16 protein-coding genes and 1 riboswitch are annotated in these 15905 nt (G+C 42.4%); all 16 genes read right to left on the bottom strand.

Annotated elements, in window-relative coordinates:
- Positions 1–3: 3 nt before the first annotated feature.
- Positions 4–1359 carry a 16S rRNA (cytosine(967)-C(5))-methyltransferase RsmB gene (gene rsmB / locus ACZ449_RS09320; protein WP_464260751.1) on the bottom strand — a complete coding sequence of 452 codons (1356 nt, stop codon included), beginning with the start codon at positions 1357–1359 and terminating at the stop codon, positions 4–6.
- Entirely contained in the window at positions 1356–2156 is an 801-nt protein-coding gene (locus tag ACZ449_RS09315; RefSeq protein ID WP_464260750.1) for a DUF116 domain-containing protein, read from the bottom strand. Before ACZ449_RS09315 ends, rsmB begins: the two co-directional genes overlap by 4 nt.
- Positions 2157–2169: 13 nt before the next feature.
- Positions 2170–3111, bottom strand: a complete 942-nt coding sequence (gene fmt, locus ACZ449_RS09310) for a methionyl-tRNA formyltransferase (RefSeq protein WP_464260749.1) — start codon at positions 3109–3111, stop codon at positions 2170–2172.
- A gap of 5 nt (positions 3112–3116) precedes the next feature.
- On the bottom strand, positions 3117–3569 hold the full coding sequence (gene def, locus ACZ449_RS09305; protein WP_464260748.1) for a peptide deformylase: 453 nt from the start codon (positions 3567–3569) through the stop codon (positions 3117–3119).
- 78 nt (positions 3570–3647) lie between these two features.
- The gene (priA, locus tag ACZ449_RS09300) at positions 3648–6068 is read right to left on the bottom strand and encodes a primosomal protein N' (protein ID WP_464260747.1); all 2421 of its coding nucleotides are present in this window, start codon (positions 6066–6068) and stop codon (positions 3648–3650) included.
- 93 nt (positions 6069–6161) lie between these two features.
- Positions 6162–6290 (bottom strand): hypothetical protein, encoded by a 129-nt coding sequence (locus ACZ449_RS09295; protein WP_464260746.1) that lies wholly within the window; start codon positions 6288–6290, stop codon positions 6162–6164.
- A gap of 14 nt (positions 6291–6304) precedes the next feature.
- On the bottom strand, positions 6305–6532 hold the full coding sequence (locus ACZ449_RS09290) for a heavy-metal-associated domain-containing protein (protein WP_464260745.1): 228 nt from the start codon (positions 6530–6532) through the stop codon (positions 6305–6307).
- 72 nt (positions 6533–6604) lie between these two features.
- Positions 6605–7795 (bottom strand): methionine adenosyltransferase, encoded by a 1191-nt coding sequence (gene metK, locus ACZ449_RS09285; protein WP_464260744.1) that lies wholly within the window; start codon positions 7793–7795, stop codon positions 6605–6607.
- Between the two features lie 66 nt (positions 7796–7861).
- A riboswitch (SAM riboswitch) is annotated at positions 7862–7970 on the bottom strand.
- Positions 7971–8023: 53 nt separating this feature from the next.
- Entirely contained in the window at positions 8024–9226 is a 1203-nt protein-coding gene (gene coaBC / locus ACZ449_RS09280; RefSeq protein ID WP_464261846.1) for a bifunctional phosphopantothenoylcysteine decarboxylase/phosphopantothenate--cysteine ligase CoaBC, read from the bottom strand.
- Between the two features lie 9 nt (positions 9227–9235).
- Positions 9236–9442, bottom strand: a complete 207-nt coding sequence (rpoZ, locus tag ACZ449_RS09275; RefSeq protein ID WP_464260743.1) for a DNA-directed RNA polymerase subunit omega — start codon at positions 9440–9442, stop codon at positions 9236–9238.
- A gap of 24 nt (positions 9443–9466) precedes the next feature.
- Positions 9467–10105, bottom strand: coding sequence for a guanylate kinase (gmk, locus tag ACZ449_RS09270; protein ID WP_464260742.1), 639 nt, complete (start codon positions 10103–10105; stop codon positions 9467–9469).
- A gap of 20 nt (positions 10106–10125) precedes the next feature.
- The gene (remA, locus tag ACZ449_RS09265; RefSeq protein WP_464260741.1) at positions 10126–10392 is read right to left on the bottom strand and encodes an extracellular matrix/biofilm regulator RemA; all 267 of its coding nucleotides are present in this window, start codon (positions 10390–10392) and stop codon (positions 10126–10128) included.
- 53 nt (positions 10393–10445) lie between these two features.
- Positions 10446–11330: a YicC/YloC family endoribonuclease gene (locus ACZ449_RS09260; protein ID WP_464260740.1), complete on the bottom strand. Its 885-nt coding sequence runs from the start codon at positions 11328–11330 to the stop codon at positions 10446–10448.
- 145 nt (positions 11331–11475) lie between these two features.
- Positions 11476–12078: a hypothetical protein gene (locus ACZ449_RS09255; protein ID WP_464260739.1), complete on the bottom strand. Its 603-nt coding sequence runs from the start codon at positions 12076–12078 to the stop codon at positions 11476–11478.
- A 123-nt stretch (positions 12079–12201) separates the two neighbouring features.
- Positions 12202–13035: a diaminopimelate epimerase gene (gene dapF, locus ACZ449_RS09250; RefSeq protein WP_464260738.1), complete on the bottom strand. Its 834-nt coding sequence runs from the start codon at positions 13033–13035 to the stop codon at positions 12202–12204.
- Positions 13036–13060: 25 nt separating this feature from the next.
- Positions 13061–15817, bottom strand: coding sequence for a calcium-translocating P-type ATPase, SERCA-type (locus tag ACZ449_RS09245; protein ID WP_464260737.1), 2757 nt, complete (start codon positions 15815–15817; stop codon positions 13061–13063).
- Positions 15818–15905: the final 88 nt, after the last annotated feature.

Below are 15905 nucleotides of genomic sequence, written 5' to 3'. Positions count from 1 at the left end.
GCCTTATTTTTGCCGTATCATACGGGCAATGAAGAACCCGTCTACCCCGTCGGTGTGTGGCCACAGTTGAATCATAGGTTCAGACCTTTTAGCTACAGGCAGATATTGGCCGGTAGTTTCCAGTATGAATGCAGGATTGGCCTGCAAAAAGGCATTAACAATATCCTGGTTTTCTGCAGGTTCAGTTGTGCAGGTGCTATAAACTAATACCCCACCAGGTTTTACACACTGAGCAGCACTTGCTAAGATAGCTGCCTGTAAGGTAGGCAGATCTCGCAAAATGTCCTCAGATTTGCGCCAACGGGCATCTGGTTTGCGCCGTAGTACTCCAAGACCTGAACACGGGGCATCTACAAGTACTCTATCAGCCTTGTGTGGATATATAGTACCTAGATTAACAGCATCTAGAGCCTTAGTTTCAATGTTTGTTAATGCCAAGCGCTCAGCGTTTGCGCGGGTAAGTGCTAATTTATGTTCGTAAATATCAGTAGACAAAACCTGACCGGTATTATTCATCAAGGCCGCGATATGGGTAGTTTTGCCACCGGGAGCACCACAGGCATCAATTATGAATTCGCCTGGTTGAGGATCAAGAATGTGTGCTACCAACATAGAACTTTCATCTTGTACCTGAAATAATCCTTCTTGCAGAGACTTAAGCGTACCAAGACTTGGATGTTCATGACAGACAATACCTTCCGGCGTCCAGTTTGACACTTGGCATTGTACGCCCTCTCCTGCCAAACGTTGCAGGAGTGCATCACGGTTTATTCTGATGGTATTAGTGCGAATTGAGAGCGGCGGCACTGTATTATTGGTTTGACACAATTCTTCACAAGCCGACACACCTAAACGTTTAACCCAGCGCTCGATAAGCCACTCAGGATGAAAGTATGTGAGGGCAAGATATGTAACAGGGTGTTTGTCCTTGTTTGGATAAACGATTTTTTCCGGACTGCGGGCAGCATTACGCAAAACGCCATTAACAAATTTAACTGTACCAGCATGACCATATTTTTTTGCCAATTCAACAGCCTGATTGCAGGCTGCCGATGCGGGTACTTTTTCAAGATAAAAGAGCTGGTACATTCCTAGCCGTAAAATATTTTTAATAATAGGCGCTACTTTGGCAAGTGAACGGCTCAAATAGCAACTGAGCATCCAATCCAAAGTAGCGCCAGTTTTAACAGTACCATATACGAGCTCAGTAATAAACCGCCGGTCCTGATCGGTAAGTCCTCCATTAATTGCTCGACGGTTTATCTCTTGTGCCAAGGCGATATTAGCATAGGCACCATTATTTTCGACATCATTAAGTATTTTTAGAGCAATTTCTCGAGCATTTACTTTATTAGTCATGTTAATACACCATCTTTATTTTTTCTCGAAATATCTTTGGGTAAAAAGTTTTGGATAGCTTCTTCCACTTTAGCAAGATTAACACGCGTGTTGCAACAAGGACCAAATGGCCGTTGATTGAGAACGCCAATTACCGGTAACGGAAAAACGTCCTGAATACCACTCGTAAGATCGCGTTCACAGGCAATCGCCAGCACAGCTTGTGGACGGATGGTCTTTATTACCTTGCGGGCTAGAGTACCGCCAGTTACTACTGCCAAATGAACACCATAGCTTTCGGCAAGTGTCACTAAATCACCAATCTGGCATTTGCCACAGTGGTGACAATTCGATACATTACGCGTAATTTTATACGGGCAGCTTTCCTGTTGCAAGCAGTGTGGAGTCATAATCAGCAGTTTGTCTGGTTGTACCATTATCCCTTTTTGCTTGATTAAATGGTTGCTTACTTCAATAAAGGAACGTTCAATCCGTTCCTTGCCCACATCAAACAACTTGCCAATAGAGATCGCCACTGGAAACAGCAGATTGATGGCCGACCATGCTAGACCTTGGAAAATTCCTAATGTCCTAAATCCTAAAATAGCCAGTATAATACCAATAACACCACAGGCGATCGCTAAAATAACGGTTGCTAAAAGCGTACCTAGTATCATCGGTAAATAGGTGCTGATATTACTTAAGCCTGGCATACTAACGACCCATATACCGTAACTCGAAACAGTCGCCAAGACTAAACTAATAAGAATTAGTGTTAAAAACAAACGTTTACGAGGTCTATTCATTATTTCAATCATAACTGTTACCTTCTCATTCAAACATATTGCCTGTTGTAAGGGAGTAACCACAAACAAAGTTGCTTGCCTGCATACGCCGTTTCGATTCAGGCTGTACTTCTAGCAACTCAATTGTTCCTTTGCCAGTTTCAACAACCAGCCCTTCTTGGGTTAACTGGACAACTTGTCCCGGTTGAGAGCAGGATGCTACTTCATTATATATTCTAGTCTGCCATATCTTTAGTGATTTATTTTGGTATTTGCAGTAGGCTCCCGGCCAGGGATTGAGTCCGCGTATTAAGTTATGAATAGCCACTGCCGGTTGGTGCCAGTCAATGCGTTCGGTATTGCGGCAAAGCAATTGAGCGTAAGTTGCCTCAGCGTCATTTTGCGGCTCACGCGGTGCAGTGCCATCTGCTATTTGTTGCAAGGTGCCTGCCAGTACCTCGGCACCCAGGTTTTGTAATTTATCATGAAGGCTGCCGGTGGTATCAGCTGGCAGGATTGGTATTTCGGCTTTTATGATCATATCACCTGTATCCATACCGACATCCATATACATGGTAGTAATGCCACTCATTAGTTCTCCGTTGATTATAGCCCAGTGAATGGGGGCTGAGCCGCGATATTTAGGTAAAAGTGAAGCATGCACGTTAATACAGCCATAACGTGGCAAATCTAAGAGCCTTTTGGGCAAAAACTGACCAAAAGCGATAACAATTATAACATCAGGTGTAAGGGCCGCAATCTGGTTATAAAAATCATCATTTTTAATATTGTCAGGCTGTATTATAGAAAGATTATAGTTTAAAGCCGCAACTTTAACAGGGGAATACGTCAGTTTCTGTCCGCGTCCCTTAGGTCGGTCAGGTTGAGTGATAACTGCGTCTATGGGATAACCCTCCCTAACCAACATATCTAAACAAGGTACAGCAAAATCAGGTGTTCCCATAAATACCGTACGTAATTTTTTCATGTAACCTACCCCTTGTGTATGGTTTTCGCCAGTTCAATAAACAAAATACCCTTAAGATGGTCTATTTCATGCTGAAATGCCCGTGCTAACAGACCTGAACCGTTAATCCGAATGGTTTTACCAGCTCTGTTTAGTGCTTCCACTGTTACCGTGGCATATCGTTCCACTTCACCATACATGCCAGGAACACTTAAACAGCCTTCAGTCCCCTCTTCACTGCCTTCGCAGGCAATAATTTCAGGATTAATAAGCTCGATAATACCTTCGCCAACATCAATGACGACTAGCCTTAAAGAAACACCAACCTGCGGTGCAGCTAGCCCTACGCCATCGGCAGAGTACATGGTTTCAGCCATATCATCAAGTAAGTGTTTTATTTTTCGGTCAATCTTTTCTACAGGTGCAGCAATTTCTTTCAAAACCCTGTCGCCTGCTTTTCTTATTTCCATTACTGGCATTGCGTACCTCCTTACCTTATCAGACTATCAAAAAAATTTTACCATAGATTAGCGCAGCACGAAAGTAGTTCTTCTAAACTAAAGAACATTAACAGGGTCAATATCAACAATAATATTTTTTTGGTTAGCTATGCTCATCGTGCCAATTTGTTTAGTTATTGTGGGTAAATCTTGGGTTTTAATAAGAATATTTATTCGAAAAATATCTTTAACCTTATTTACCGCAGCTGGAAACGGCCCAATAATGGAAGCATCCAGCTTTGCCAATGCCTGCGTGAGTTCGGCGGCTAACTGGTTAGCATGACGATGGACGATGGTTTCGTCACTAGCTTGTACTGTTATTTTTATCAGATTCGCAAATGGCGGGTAACCTAATTGCTGGCGAAAGACCAGCTCTTGTTGATAAAATCCCAGATAATTATGCTCTGCGCCGGCAGTAATCGCATAATGTTCTGGATTATAAGTTTGCATAACTACTCTTCCAGCTTTGCTACCACGTCCGGCTCTCCCTGCTGCTTGGGTTAACAGAGCAAAGGTTTTTTCAGCTGCCCGAAAGTCTGGTAAGTTGAGCGCTGTATCTGCTGAAATAATACCAACTGCCGTTACATTGGGGATATCATGGCCTTTAGCCACCATTTGCGTACCTAGCAGAATGTCATAGCTACCTGCAGCAAACGCAGAGAGAATCTTGTCATGAGCCAGTTTGCGACTGGTAGTATCTTGATCCATCCGGACAATTTTAGCTAAGGGGAATAACTCGTTCAGAGCCTCTTCCACCTTCTGGGTGCCAGTACCAAAATAACGGATATATCGGCTGCCGCATTCAGGACAAACATCTGGTACTTCATGCCGTTCTTGACAATAATGGCAGCGTAAAATACGGGTAGGCGCATGGTAAACAAGCGAAATATCACAATGGTTGCATTTAAGAACATAACCGCACTCACGACATAGAACAAATGTGGAATAGCCGCGACGGTTAAGCAGAATGATAGCCTGTTCCTTTTTCGCTAGGATTTCAGTCAACATGACCTGTAAAGGCAGCGAGATGACACTGCGGCGCCCCTGTGCTAGCTCTTGGCGCATATCAACAAGAGTAACTGGCGGCATTGGCGTATCATCCACCCGTTTGTTCATCGGCAGTAAGCTATGTTTTCCCTGTAATGCATCGTAATAGGTTTCAATAGCCGGTGTAGCACTACCAAGGATAACAGTAGCTCCAGCAAACCTAGCTCTAGCTGCCGCCACCTCCCGGGCATGGTAACGGGGTGTTTCCTCCTGCTTATAGGTAAACTCATGTTCTTCATCAATAATAATCAGGCCTAAATGACTAACTGGTGCAAATAATGCTGAGCGAGCGCCAATTACAATTCCGGCTTGCCCGGCCTGTAGTCGTCGCCAGGCATCATACCGCTCGCCTACCGAAAGTTTACTATGCATAACTACTACATCATCACCAAACGCCGCCTTGAAACGAGCGACAATCTGGCTTGTTAAAGCTATTTCAGGTACCAAGACGATAGCTTGACGGTCGAGACGCCGTGCTTCGGCTACTGCTTTGATATAGACCTGGGTTTTACCACTGCCGGTAACACCGTGAATCAAAAAAGATGTATAAACACCGGCATTTATAGCTGGAATAATTTGCTGTAAAGCCAGTAACTGCTCTTGGGTTAATTTCAATTCCTTAGCTGTTTGGTGACTTCCAGCATAGCTATTACGAAATATGGGCACATTGCGGGTAGTAACAAGACCTTGCTCAGCAAGTTTTTTCACAGTGGCCTGGGTAATAGAAAGACTGCGTAACTGAACTGAAGTAAGTTCTTGCGTAGCTAATAACGCCTTGAGTAAGCGGTGTTGGGCAGTTTTGCTTTTGGGCAGCGTTTCTTCCATTTGAGCAGCAAGCTCCCTGCTTACGGCCAACTTAATAATCATTGTTGAAGTGGCCCTACCACGCTTGCTGACAGTATCAGCAGCTACAATTAGCTTATGCTGTAAAAAGAATTTTATCATATCATCTATACAGGTGAATCGTCTAGTAAGGTCGTTCAGCGTGACCGGACCATGTTCATAGATATAAGTGAGCATCAAGTGGTATTCTTTTGGTTTATTGCATAGTAAAGCTGCGGGATACTCCCCATCAAGCACAAGCGGTGCCTGATAAGCTTTTTGAGTTTTAATGCCTGATTGACCAGGAATAAACAGCCGCATTGCTTCAGCTAAAGAGCATAGGTAATAGTTACTTAGCCATTTGGCAGTTTCTAACATATTATTATCAAACCATGGATAATCATCTAGAACATCAAGAATGGACTTTAAGTCTGGGATATTTTCCTCCTCTAAGCCGACAATAAAGCCCTCTATCTTCCTATTACCAAATGGCACAAGCACACGCCAGCCTATAGCCACAAATGATAAATGGGCGGGAATAAGATAAGAAAAGGGTTTATTAATGCTGCGGGTGGGAATATTTACAATTATTTGAGCGGTATTTGACATTTTTTCACCTAAAGTTCATTTCTTATTTAGATAAAGAGAAGAGGACTTGTTCAGTCCCCTTTTTAACTAAAAGTATATATTCGCTTTTAACTATCAAATACCTGCTACCGGTTTTTCCTGGTAATGAGCGGCCATTTCCCAATCAAGCCCGGTGTCCATCGGCAAACGTTTAAAAAAACGTTTAATCCGGCGTCTTCTTAGCGGAGAAAAATGAAGTTTCATTTGGTTACTTACTCCTATTCTTGAACTGAATAGCCAAGTGATTGTAATGTCTCTTCAATATATCCGCTAGAATTTACAGTTTCATCGTGGCTAACCACAACTTGCTGGGAAGCCATGTCCACCTTAACTGAGGAAACACCATAAAGGTGGGATAACGTATGTTCAATACGATCCCGGCAGTGGTCACCTTTAAGACCGCCAACGTGGTAAACAGATTCTGTAATATTTTTTTGAGCAGCCAATGAAATACCTCCTTTAAACTGAATTGAATGTCCAGCAATATTAGTATTACCATTGACCATTAATTAATAAGTTTAGATATTGGCCTCTTTGCGAAGAAGTTCGGCTTTATCAATGTGTTCCCAAGGCAAATCTACATCAGTACGACCAAAGTGGCCATAGGCAGCAGTCTGACGATAAAGAGGACGTCTAAGATCAAGCGACTTAATTATACCCGCAGGTCGTAAGTCAAAATGCTTGTTGATAAGTGCAACAATTTTATCTTCTGGAATTTTACCAGTCCCAAAAGTTTCCACCATAACAGATACTGGACGAGCGATGCCAATGGCATAGGCCAATTGAATTTCGCATTTGTCGGCTAGTCCTGCAGCAACTACATTTTTAGCAACATAGCGGGCCGCATAAGCACCAGACCGGTCAACTTTTGTGGGATCTTTACCGGAAAAAGCACCGCCGCCATGCCGAGCCATACCGCCATAGGTATCAACTATTATTTTACGTCCGGTTAAGCCTGAATCGCCTTGCGGGCCACCCACGACAAATCGACCGGTTGGGTTAATATAGTATTTGGTTTTGGCATCTAATAGCTCTTGGGGAACTATGGGATTTATTACGTTAGCTATAAGGTCTTTTTCAATAGTTTCCCGATCAACGTCAGGACTATGCTGAGTTGAAATTACGATGGTATCAACCCGTACCGGTTTGCCATCTTCATATTCAACAGTGACCTGAGTTTTACCATCTGGGCGCAGATAACTCAGATCGCCATTTTTACGAACTTCGGACAATCGACGTGCCATTTTATGTGCTAAGGCGATTGGCAACGGCATAAATTCCGGGGTTTCGTTAGTAGCGTAACCGAACATCATGCCTTGGTCACCGGCGCCAATAGCATCAATGGCATCCATGTCACCCTGCTTGGCTTCAAGCGCCTTGTCTACACCCAAAGCAATATCAACCGATTGTTCGTCAATAGATAGTAAGACACCGCAGGTTTCGCCATCAAAACCATACTTGGCACGCGTGTAACCAATACTTTTAATAGTTTCACGCACAATTTTGGGAATGTCAACATAGCACTTAGTGCTGATCTCACCTACTACATGTACAATACCAGTAGTAACTAATGTTTCACAGGCTACTCGGGCCTCAGGATCTTGAGCTATAATAGCGTCAAGCACACTGTCGGAAATTTGGTCAGCAATCTTATCCGGATGGCCTTCAGTTACAGACTCTGATGTAAACAGCACACGTTTTGTTGCCATAAATATAATCCCTCCTAACTAGTTACTAAAAAAAGAAACTCCCACAAAGGGAGGTGTGATTTTTCACTCCCATCTCGCGGTTTACCGCCGGAATTGGCACCGTTTTTAGCATAAATATGCTAAATGGTTGCCGCGGTTTCATCGGGCCAGTCCCTCCACCAACTCTTGATGAGTATAGTATATGCAATTGTCACATCAAAGAAATTTTAAACTAAATATAAAAAAAAATCAAGTAGATTTTGTCAGCATTTTGTCAATTTTGTCTATAAGAATTTCTGCTATTTGCTGTTTGCTAAGCTGCGGTAGTTCTTCTATATCACCGTTTTTATGTATAATTTTTACAATGTTGGTATCAATATTGAAACCAGCTCCAGGGAGGGTCACATCATTAGCAACAATCATGTCAAGATTTTTCTTGGTTAATTTCTCCTGGGCGTGAGTCATAAGGTCTTCGGTTTCAGCAGCAAAGCCAATTAATAATTGCTGTTTTTTCTTTTGCCCCAACTCAAATAAAATATCTGGATTTCTAACGAGATTAATGGTTAAGGTATCCCCTGTCTTCTTGATTTTTTGTTCAGCTACCATTTCAGGTCGGTAATCTGCAACAGCTGCAGCTTTGATTACAATATCGACAGTATCAAATTCGTCAAGAACAGCAGCCTGCATTTGAGCCGCTGTTTCTACTCGTTTAATAGTTACCCCCAGTGGAGTTGGTAGGCTTGATGGACCAGAAACAAGTATGACTTCAGCGCCCCGTCTAGCTGCTACCCCGGCAAGAGCGTATCCCATCTTACCGCTCGAACGGTTACCAATATATCTGACAGGGTCAATGGCCTCACGCGTACCGGCCGCTGTAATCAATATACGTTTGCCTTGCAAATCTCGGCAGTTTTGCAACAAAGCAATAACTTTATCGACGATTACTAACGGTTCTGGTAAACGGCCTGGTCCCTCAACACCACATGCCAATAAGCCGACAGCAGGTTCTATAATATGATAACCTAACCCTGCCAATTTGGTTAAGTTCTGCTGAGTAACCGGGTTGAGATACATATTGGTATTCATAGCCGGTGCTACTATTATTGGGGCTTTTGTAGCCATAATGGTAGTGGTAAGCATATCATCAGCAATACCATTGGCTATTTTCCCAATAATATTGGCGGTAGCAGGTACAACAAGAAACACATCCGCCCAGTTAGCTAAGGCAATGTGCTGCACGTTCCAAGTTTTGGGCTCTTCCCACATATCAGTTACTACCGGATTACCGCTAAGTTCACGAAAAGTTAACGGTGTGACAAACTCTGTGGCCGCTTTGGTCATGATAACGTTGACGTTACAACCCGCTCTTTTCAAACGGCTGACAACCTCAACTGCCTTGTAGGCTGCGATTCCACCACTAACTCCCATAACAATGTTTTGACCTAAAGACATCATTGACTCCTATTTAATACCAGTTTTAGTGCGTTCATAGGTGATTTTCCCTCGAGCAACTTCTTCTAGCGCAATTGTCACTGGTTTGTTGGATTTGCATTCAATAAGCGGCTGCTGTCCATCCATAATTTCACGCGCCCGTTTAGCGGCTAATACTACCAATGTGTATTTACTGTCAACCTTTTTTACCAAAGAATCTAGCGACGGATTTATCATAGCGTTTCCCCTAACTTATTATTATTATAGTGTTGAGACCTCATTGCCAACACAACCAGCACTATAGAGATTATCAATTAATGCGGTGTTGCGTTCTGCCCTTAGTTTTTCAGCGGCAATAATGATCTCCACTTTTTGGACAGCTGCCGCTACTTGATCATTCATTACAATATAGTGATAGTTCTGTGCCAAAGAGAGCTCACCACTAGCACATTGTAGGCGTTTTTTGATGACATCAATGCTATCAGTACCACGTTTGTAAATCCTGTTAGCAAGTTCATCCAGTGAAGGTGGAATAATATATATATATACACCTTCCGGAAATTTTTCTTTTACTTTCATGGCACCTTGTGTATCTATTTCTAATACAACATCATATCCCTTATGTAACTGCTCAAGAACATAGTGACGTGGTGTCCCATAAAAATTACCGTAGACTTCGGCCCATTCCAAGAGGTCATCATTGTCAATCATATTTTTAAACTGATCTTTGGCAACAAATAGATAATTTATTCCATCCACTTCTCCTGCTCGGGGCGACCGGGTTGTAGCTGATATAGAATATTTCAAATGAGAATTGCTACGCAGCAGTTCGCGACAAACTGTGCCTTTACCAGTGCCAGAAGGGCCGGAAACAACTATTAATATTCCTTGTTGAGGCATAGGCTGTCTCCTTTCCGATCTTATTCAGCAGGTTCATCAGTAGTATCTTTGCTAGTCAAGCGATGAGCTACTGTTTCAGGTTGTACTGCTGATAAAATAACATGATCACTGTCGGTAATAATTACAGCGCGGGTGCGGCGGCCATATGTAGCATCAATAAGCATACCCCGATCACGTGCTTCCTGAATAATTCGTTTTATGGGGGCTGATTCCGGGCTGACAATAGAGATAATCCGATTAGCCGAAACAATATTGCCAAAGCCAATATTTATTAATTTTATATCCATTATAACTCCTCCTATAATTTTATAGGCTATTTTTTGATGTAATGGTTTTTATATTACTCTATGTTTTGGATTTGCTCTCTGACCTTCTCTATTTCACTTTTAATTTCAACAACAACATTAGCAATGTTAGAATCGTTGGCTTTGGAAGCAATGGTATTCGTCTCCCGGTTTATTTCTTGTACAATAAAATCAAGTTTGCGCCCCACCGCCTCAGAAGATTTAACTGTTGTGTGAAATTGTGCCAAATGGCTTTTAAGCCGAACAATTTCTTCGGTAAAATTAGTCCTGTCAGCAAATATGGCTGTTTCCTGGAGTAATCTGGTCTCATCAGGCTCAGCCCCTACAGCGCCTAGTAATTCTCGCATGCGGGATAATAATTTTTCCCGATATTCGACAAGAATTTGCGGTGCCCTTTCTTCTACTGTTGCAACATATGTCTGGAGCTTATCAACCCGTGCTAATAGATCCTGCTCAATATTGGTGCCTTCAGCTTCGCGCATTTTCATAAGATTGCCAAGTGCACTTTCAATAGCTGCAAGAAGTTTGGGCCATAAACACTCTACATCTTCTGTAACTTCCTCCAGTTTAAGGACCTCGGGATATTTTGATAAATGGTATATATTATCAGCAACCGTCATTTCTAATATGCCCGCTAATTCTCTCATTGCATTATGGTAAGCCATTGCCAATTCTTTGTCAACCCTTACTGCCTTTTTCTTCTCTCCATATTCGTCGACTGTAATAAAAGCGTCTACTCGGCCACGTAAAATGGTATTGGCAATAGTGCGGCGAATCCTATCCTCTAAACTGCCTAAAGTTTTGGGCATGCGAATAACAATTTCATTGTAACGATGATTTACGGCTTTAATTTCAACCACAATACGGTAATTGGAATCAATATATTCTCCCCGGCCAAAGCCGGTCATACTTTTGAGCACGAACTTGCACCTTCCTTTGCGTATGTTATTATTCACGGATAACACGATTTTAACCGTAGTTTTTTACATTTACTTCGCTTTGCTCGTTATAAATCCCTTTTTCACAAAAAAATATAAATGGAGATCATCTCCATTTATTAAAAAATTATTTAAATTTAGGTAACTCAAAATAAAAACGATGTTCCTGCTTGTCTTGGGTAGTCACCATCAGAGTAATGGGTTTGCCCAAAACTACCTCTCGCTCATGGAAGTAAAAATAGGAATGAGCAGTAAATTGTGGTCCATTAGAGGACCAAGGGTTTTTTACTGGGGGGTTGGTTACGGCATGATAGGGGTTAATTATTTTTTTATCTTGCTTAATAGTAACTTGAAGATTATCACTAAAGTTTTCAGTATTGCCATTGACAATTATACTGAAAACAAGACACCCGGCATAGTCAGCTAGAATCTGTTCACTGTTGGCAAGCTCAACAGGTTGCTTGCTTCTTGCTTTATCACGGGCGTCGTAAGCTAAAAGCAAAAATGGTGTATATAGATAAGATCTTTCCGTTGTTTCATTAATAATGGTGGCTTGTTCTTCATAAGCAAGCCAGGGATGAAGAAACTCCGTAAGAGGCAGTTGGTTGCGTTTTACGCCATACTCTTGTGCTTCTAAGATAATATCTTTGTTTACCAAAGCGATTGCACTAGCAGACAGCGAAACAGACAGTAAGATGATCAAGCTGAGAATACCAGTAACAAACTTCACCTCAACACCTCCGCTGACAAATGTCTTGTTGTATAACTGTTTATTATACTTCAAGGCAAAAAAAACCTTTTTTTCTGAATTTTTAAATTAAGAAAACCAGTCGACTCTGTATGAGGCAGTTAGTTATAAGAGATAGTTACCCTGGAATACCTCTACGGCCGGACCTGATTTATAGATATGATTGTTTTCAGCCCACTCAAGAAAAAGATCACCACCATCTAATTTGACTGTAACTTGCCGCTCAGTATAGCCATTTAAAACAGCGGCAACCAGAGCAGCACTGGCACCTGTACCGCAGGCCTTGGTTATGCCGGCACCACGTTCCCAAACACGCATTCTTATTGTTTTCCTGTCAATAATCTGCAGAAACTCAACATTGGTTTTTTTGGGGAATAGAGTATGTGTTTCGATTTTGGGCCCAATGAGTGCCAGATCAACTTTGGTGACATCGTTGACAAAGATTAGGCAATGGGGATTACCCATAGAGACACAGGTGATATGATAAGTTTCTCCATCTATTGCAAGCGGCATGTTTATTACTTGTTCTTCAGCATCACCAATAATAGGGATTTCGTTTCGTTTGAGTCTGGGGAGTCCCATATCAACCTTAACAGTCGCTAGGGTGCCATTTTTAAAGATAAGTTCAGGCGTAATAATTCCCGCCAAGGTGTCTAGCGTAATAACTGTTTTAGCAGTCAATTTGTTTTCGTAGAGATAGCGTGCGACGCAGCGAGTAGCATTACCGCACATATCAGCTTCGCTGCCGTCTGAATTAAAGATTCGCATTTTAAAATCAGCAATATCTGATGGTAGCAGCACAACAAGTCCGTCGGCTCCAATACCAAAGTTTCGGTCACAGACGGCAATCGCTTGTTGCTGGTAATCAGCAATATGTTCTTCCCTGCCATTGACAATTACAAAATCATTACCTAATCCATGCCATTTAGTAAACTGCATGCTATTTCCTCCTATGATAGTATCGCTATCGACTTTGTGGTATAGTGGCTCGGCGTGCGGGACGACGTTTGAATATATGTTTGCAGGCATTTACTAGTAGTGTCCAGCCTGATACAATCAAGACAAGCACCCAATGGCCCACAGATAAAGGTACCGTCGAAAAGATGGCGCTTAAGAAAGGTATGTACATTACAGAAAGTTGCATGATACTCGAAAAGGCAACGGCTGCCAGCAAGTATCTGTTGGTCATGAACTTAAGTTCGAAGATAGTAACCATTTCCGACCGGCAATCAAATACATGAAACATCTGACAATATACTAATGTAGCAAATGCCGCTGTACGAGCTACAGCTAAATCATTCTGCATATAGTATATCACACTAAAGACAAAAAGTGTGCTTAAACCAATTTGGATGCCACGACCAATTATTTTCCGACTTAATCCACGGGAAAAAACGCTTTCTCCTGGATGTCGTGGTGGCCGCTGCATAACGTTGGGGCTGCTGGGGTCAACTCCTAGTGCCATGGCAGGCAACCCATCAGTGACAAGGTTGACCCAAAGTATTTGTACAGGTAAAAGTGGCATAGGCAACCCAAAAAGTGCAGCTAAAAACATAGTAAGGACTTCGCCGATATTACAAGCTAGCAGGTAACGAATGAATTTTCGGATATTCTCATAGATACCGCGGCCTTCTTTCACGGCTGCCACAATTGTTGCAAAGTTATCATCAGCTAAAACCATAGCTGATGCTTCTTTAGTTACATCGGTGCCGGTAATTCCCATGGCAACACCGATATCAGCTTCTTTAATGGCTGGAGCGTCGTTAATGCCGTCACCAGTCATGGCCACAATATGACCTTGCCGTTTAAGCGCCCGAACGATTCTTAATTTATGGGCTGGTGAAACACGGGCATAAACGGTAACACGATTGACAATTGCATCAAGTTCAGGCTCGGACAATACATCAAGTTCTTTACCAGTCAGTGTCTTATGCTGGTTTTCTTTATAAATATTAAGCTCTTGGGCAATAGCAATCGCTGTATTCTTATGATCGCCAGTAATCATGACTGTTTTTATACCAGCTTCACGACACAAGGCAATAGAGGTTTTAACCTCTTCCCGCGGGGGATCAATCATACCGATAATGCCGGCAAATACCAAATCACTTTCGATGGATTCGTCAGGATTTTGGGCTTGTGCAGGGGTTAGGCGGCGGTAAGCGACAGCCAACACTCTAAGGGCTTCTGATGTCATTTGCTCGTTAATGCTATTAATCTGGGCAATATGCTCCTTGGTTATAGAAGTAGGCCCTGCATCTGTGTGATAATACCGGCATAATTCCAAAATGACATCAGGGGCACCTTTAACGTAGAGAATATTGTTGCTGTTGTTATCACGGTACACAACCGACATCCGGCGACGTTCAGATTCAAAAGGAATTTCAGTGACCCGTTTCTGGATTTTCTCAATTTCGCTCTGCCAAATATCTGCTTTGGCGGCTGCTACAATGATAGCCCCTTCTGTTGGGTCACCTTCTATAGACCAGCCAGTTTCAGTTTTATTACGCCATACACCAGTAATAGCAATCGTATTCTGTTTTAAGATGCTGTTGTTACAAAGCACGCCGATTGTTAGGCATTGTTGTAAAGCTTTATTTTTATTTATATCAAGGGGTTGCTGGTTGAGTAGTATGTTACCTTTAATATCATACCCCGAACCGGTAACTTCATAATGATTCCCATCAGTAAATATTTGGCGTACCGTCATGGCATTTTGTGTTAGTGTACCAGTTTTATCTGAACATATAACTGTTGTACAACCTAATGTTTCAACTGCTGGTAATTTTCGAATAATGGCATGTTGTTTAATCATTCGTTGAACACCAAGTGCCAAAGCGACTGTAACAATAGCGGGCAGCCCCTCCGGAATAGCAGCAACTGCTAGGCTAATACCAGCCATACACATAAGAAATACCGATTCGCCTCTAGTTACCCCGGTAATAACAACAATTAAACAAATAGCCAGACAGGCCCAAACTAACCATTTACCCAAATGTTCAAGGCGTCGTTCCAGCGGAGTAGTTTCTTCTGTTGTAGCCTGGATCATATCTGCTATATGACCGACTTCGGTAGCCATTCCAGTTGCACAAACAACTGCTTTACCACGTCCCCTGACTACATTAGTACCGGAGAAAACCATGTTTTTTCTGTCGCCTAAGGGGACATCCTCGCCAAATTTACGATCAGCTGTTTTACGGACAGACATAGATTCACCGGTTAACGCCGCTTCCTCTACCTCCATATTATGTACATCAATGAGTCGGCCATCGGCCGAAAGCTTGTCACCAGCTTCAAGTACTAAGATATCACCAGGCACAAGTTCTCTGGCTGGAACTTGTTGGACCATACTGTTTCTCACTACTCTAGCAGTAAGCGAAGCCAATTTCTTTAATGCAGCCAGCGACTGTTCAGCTCGATATTCCTGAATAAAACCTAATACAGCATTCATCAGGACAATGACTAAAATGGTAATGGCATCAGCATATTCACCTAAAAATGCTGATATCAGTGTAGCTCCTAACAAAACTAAAACCATAAAGTCTTGAAATTGTGCTAAAAACCGTTTCCACCAAGCTGGTTTTTCCTTTTCAGCCAGTTCGTTGCAACCGAATTTTTCAAGTCTTCGCTTAACTTCTTGAGAGGATAATCCCTCAGTAAAACTAGTCTGCCAGAACTGAACGACTTCCTCTGCCGTACGCATATACCATTTTTCCCTATCCATGCAGCCACCTCGCTACCATGTGTATGTTTTTGCTATATTAACGATTTTATTCTGTAGGCGGCAGAATTAGACCGGGTTTGACCGCTAA

It is taken from the genome of Desulfosporomusa polytropa (genome assembly GCF_055380075.1).
The sequence above is the reverse complement of the archived record's forward strand: the minus strand, read 5'-3'. Positions and strand labels throughout refer to the sequence as shown.

What these genes read in the sequence shown, in the direction of transcription:
- ACZ449_RS09245 (WP_464260737.1), bottom strand. Translation starts at nt 15,817, where the DNA reads ATGGATAGGGAAAAATGGTATATGCGTACGGCAGAGGAAGTCGTTCAG.
- priA (WP_464260747.1), bottom strand. Translation starts at nt 6,068, where the DNA reads ATGTCAAATACCGCTCAAATAATTGTAAATATTCCCACCCGCAGCATT.
- rsmB (WP_464260751.1), bottom strand. Translation starts at nt 1,359, where the DNA reads ATGACTAATAAAGTAAATGCTCGAGAAATTGCTCTAAAAATACTTAAT.
- ACZ449_RS09295 (WP_464260746.1), bottom strand. Translation starts at nt 6,290, where the DNA reads ATGAAACTTCATTTTTCTCCGCTAAGAAGACGCCGGATTAAACGTTTT.
- gmk (WP_464260742.1), bottom strand. Translation starts at nt 10,105, where the DNA reads ATGCCTCAACAAGGAATATTAATAGTTGTTTCCGGCCCTTCTGGCACT.
- remA (WP_464260741.1), bottom strand. Translation starts at nt 10,392, where the DNA reads ATGGATATAAAATTAATAAATATTGGCTTTGGCAATATTGTTTCGGCT.
- ACZ449_RS09315 (WP_464260750.1), bottom strand. Translation starts at nt 2,156, where the DNA reads ATGATTGAAATAATGAATAGACCTCGTAAACGTTTGTTTTTAACACTA.
- dapF (WP_464260738.1), bottom strand. Translation starts at nt 13,035, where the DNA reads ATGCAGTTTACTAAATGGCATGGATTAGGTAATGATTTTGTAATTGTC.
- coaBC (WP_464261846.1), bottom strand. Translation starts at nt 9,226, where the DNA reads ATGTCTTTAGGTCAAAACATTGTTATGGGAGTTAGTGGTGGAATCGCA.
- rpoZ (WP_464260743.1), bottom strand. Translation starts at nt 9,442, where the DNA reads ATGATAAATCCGTCGCTAGATTCTTTGGTAAAAAAGGTTGACAGTAAA.
- def (WP_464260748.1), bottom strand. Translation starts at nt 3,569, where the DNA reads ATGCCAGTAATGGAAATAAGAAAAGCAGGCGACAGGGTTTTGAAAGAA.
- fmt (WP_464260749.1), bottom strand. Translation starts at nt 3,111, where the DNA reads ATGAAAAAATTACGTACGGTATTTATGGGAACACCTGATTTTGCTGTA.
- metK (WP_464260744.1), bottom strand. Translation starts at nt 7,795, where the DNA reads ATGGCAACAAAACGTGTGCTGTTTACATCAGAGTCTGTAACTGAAGGC.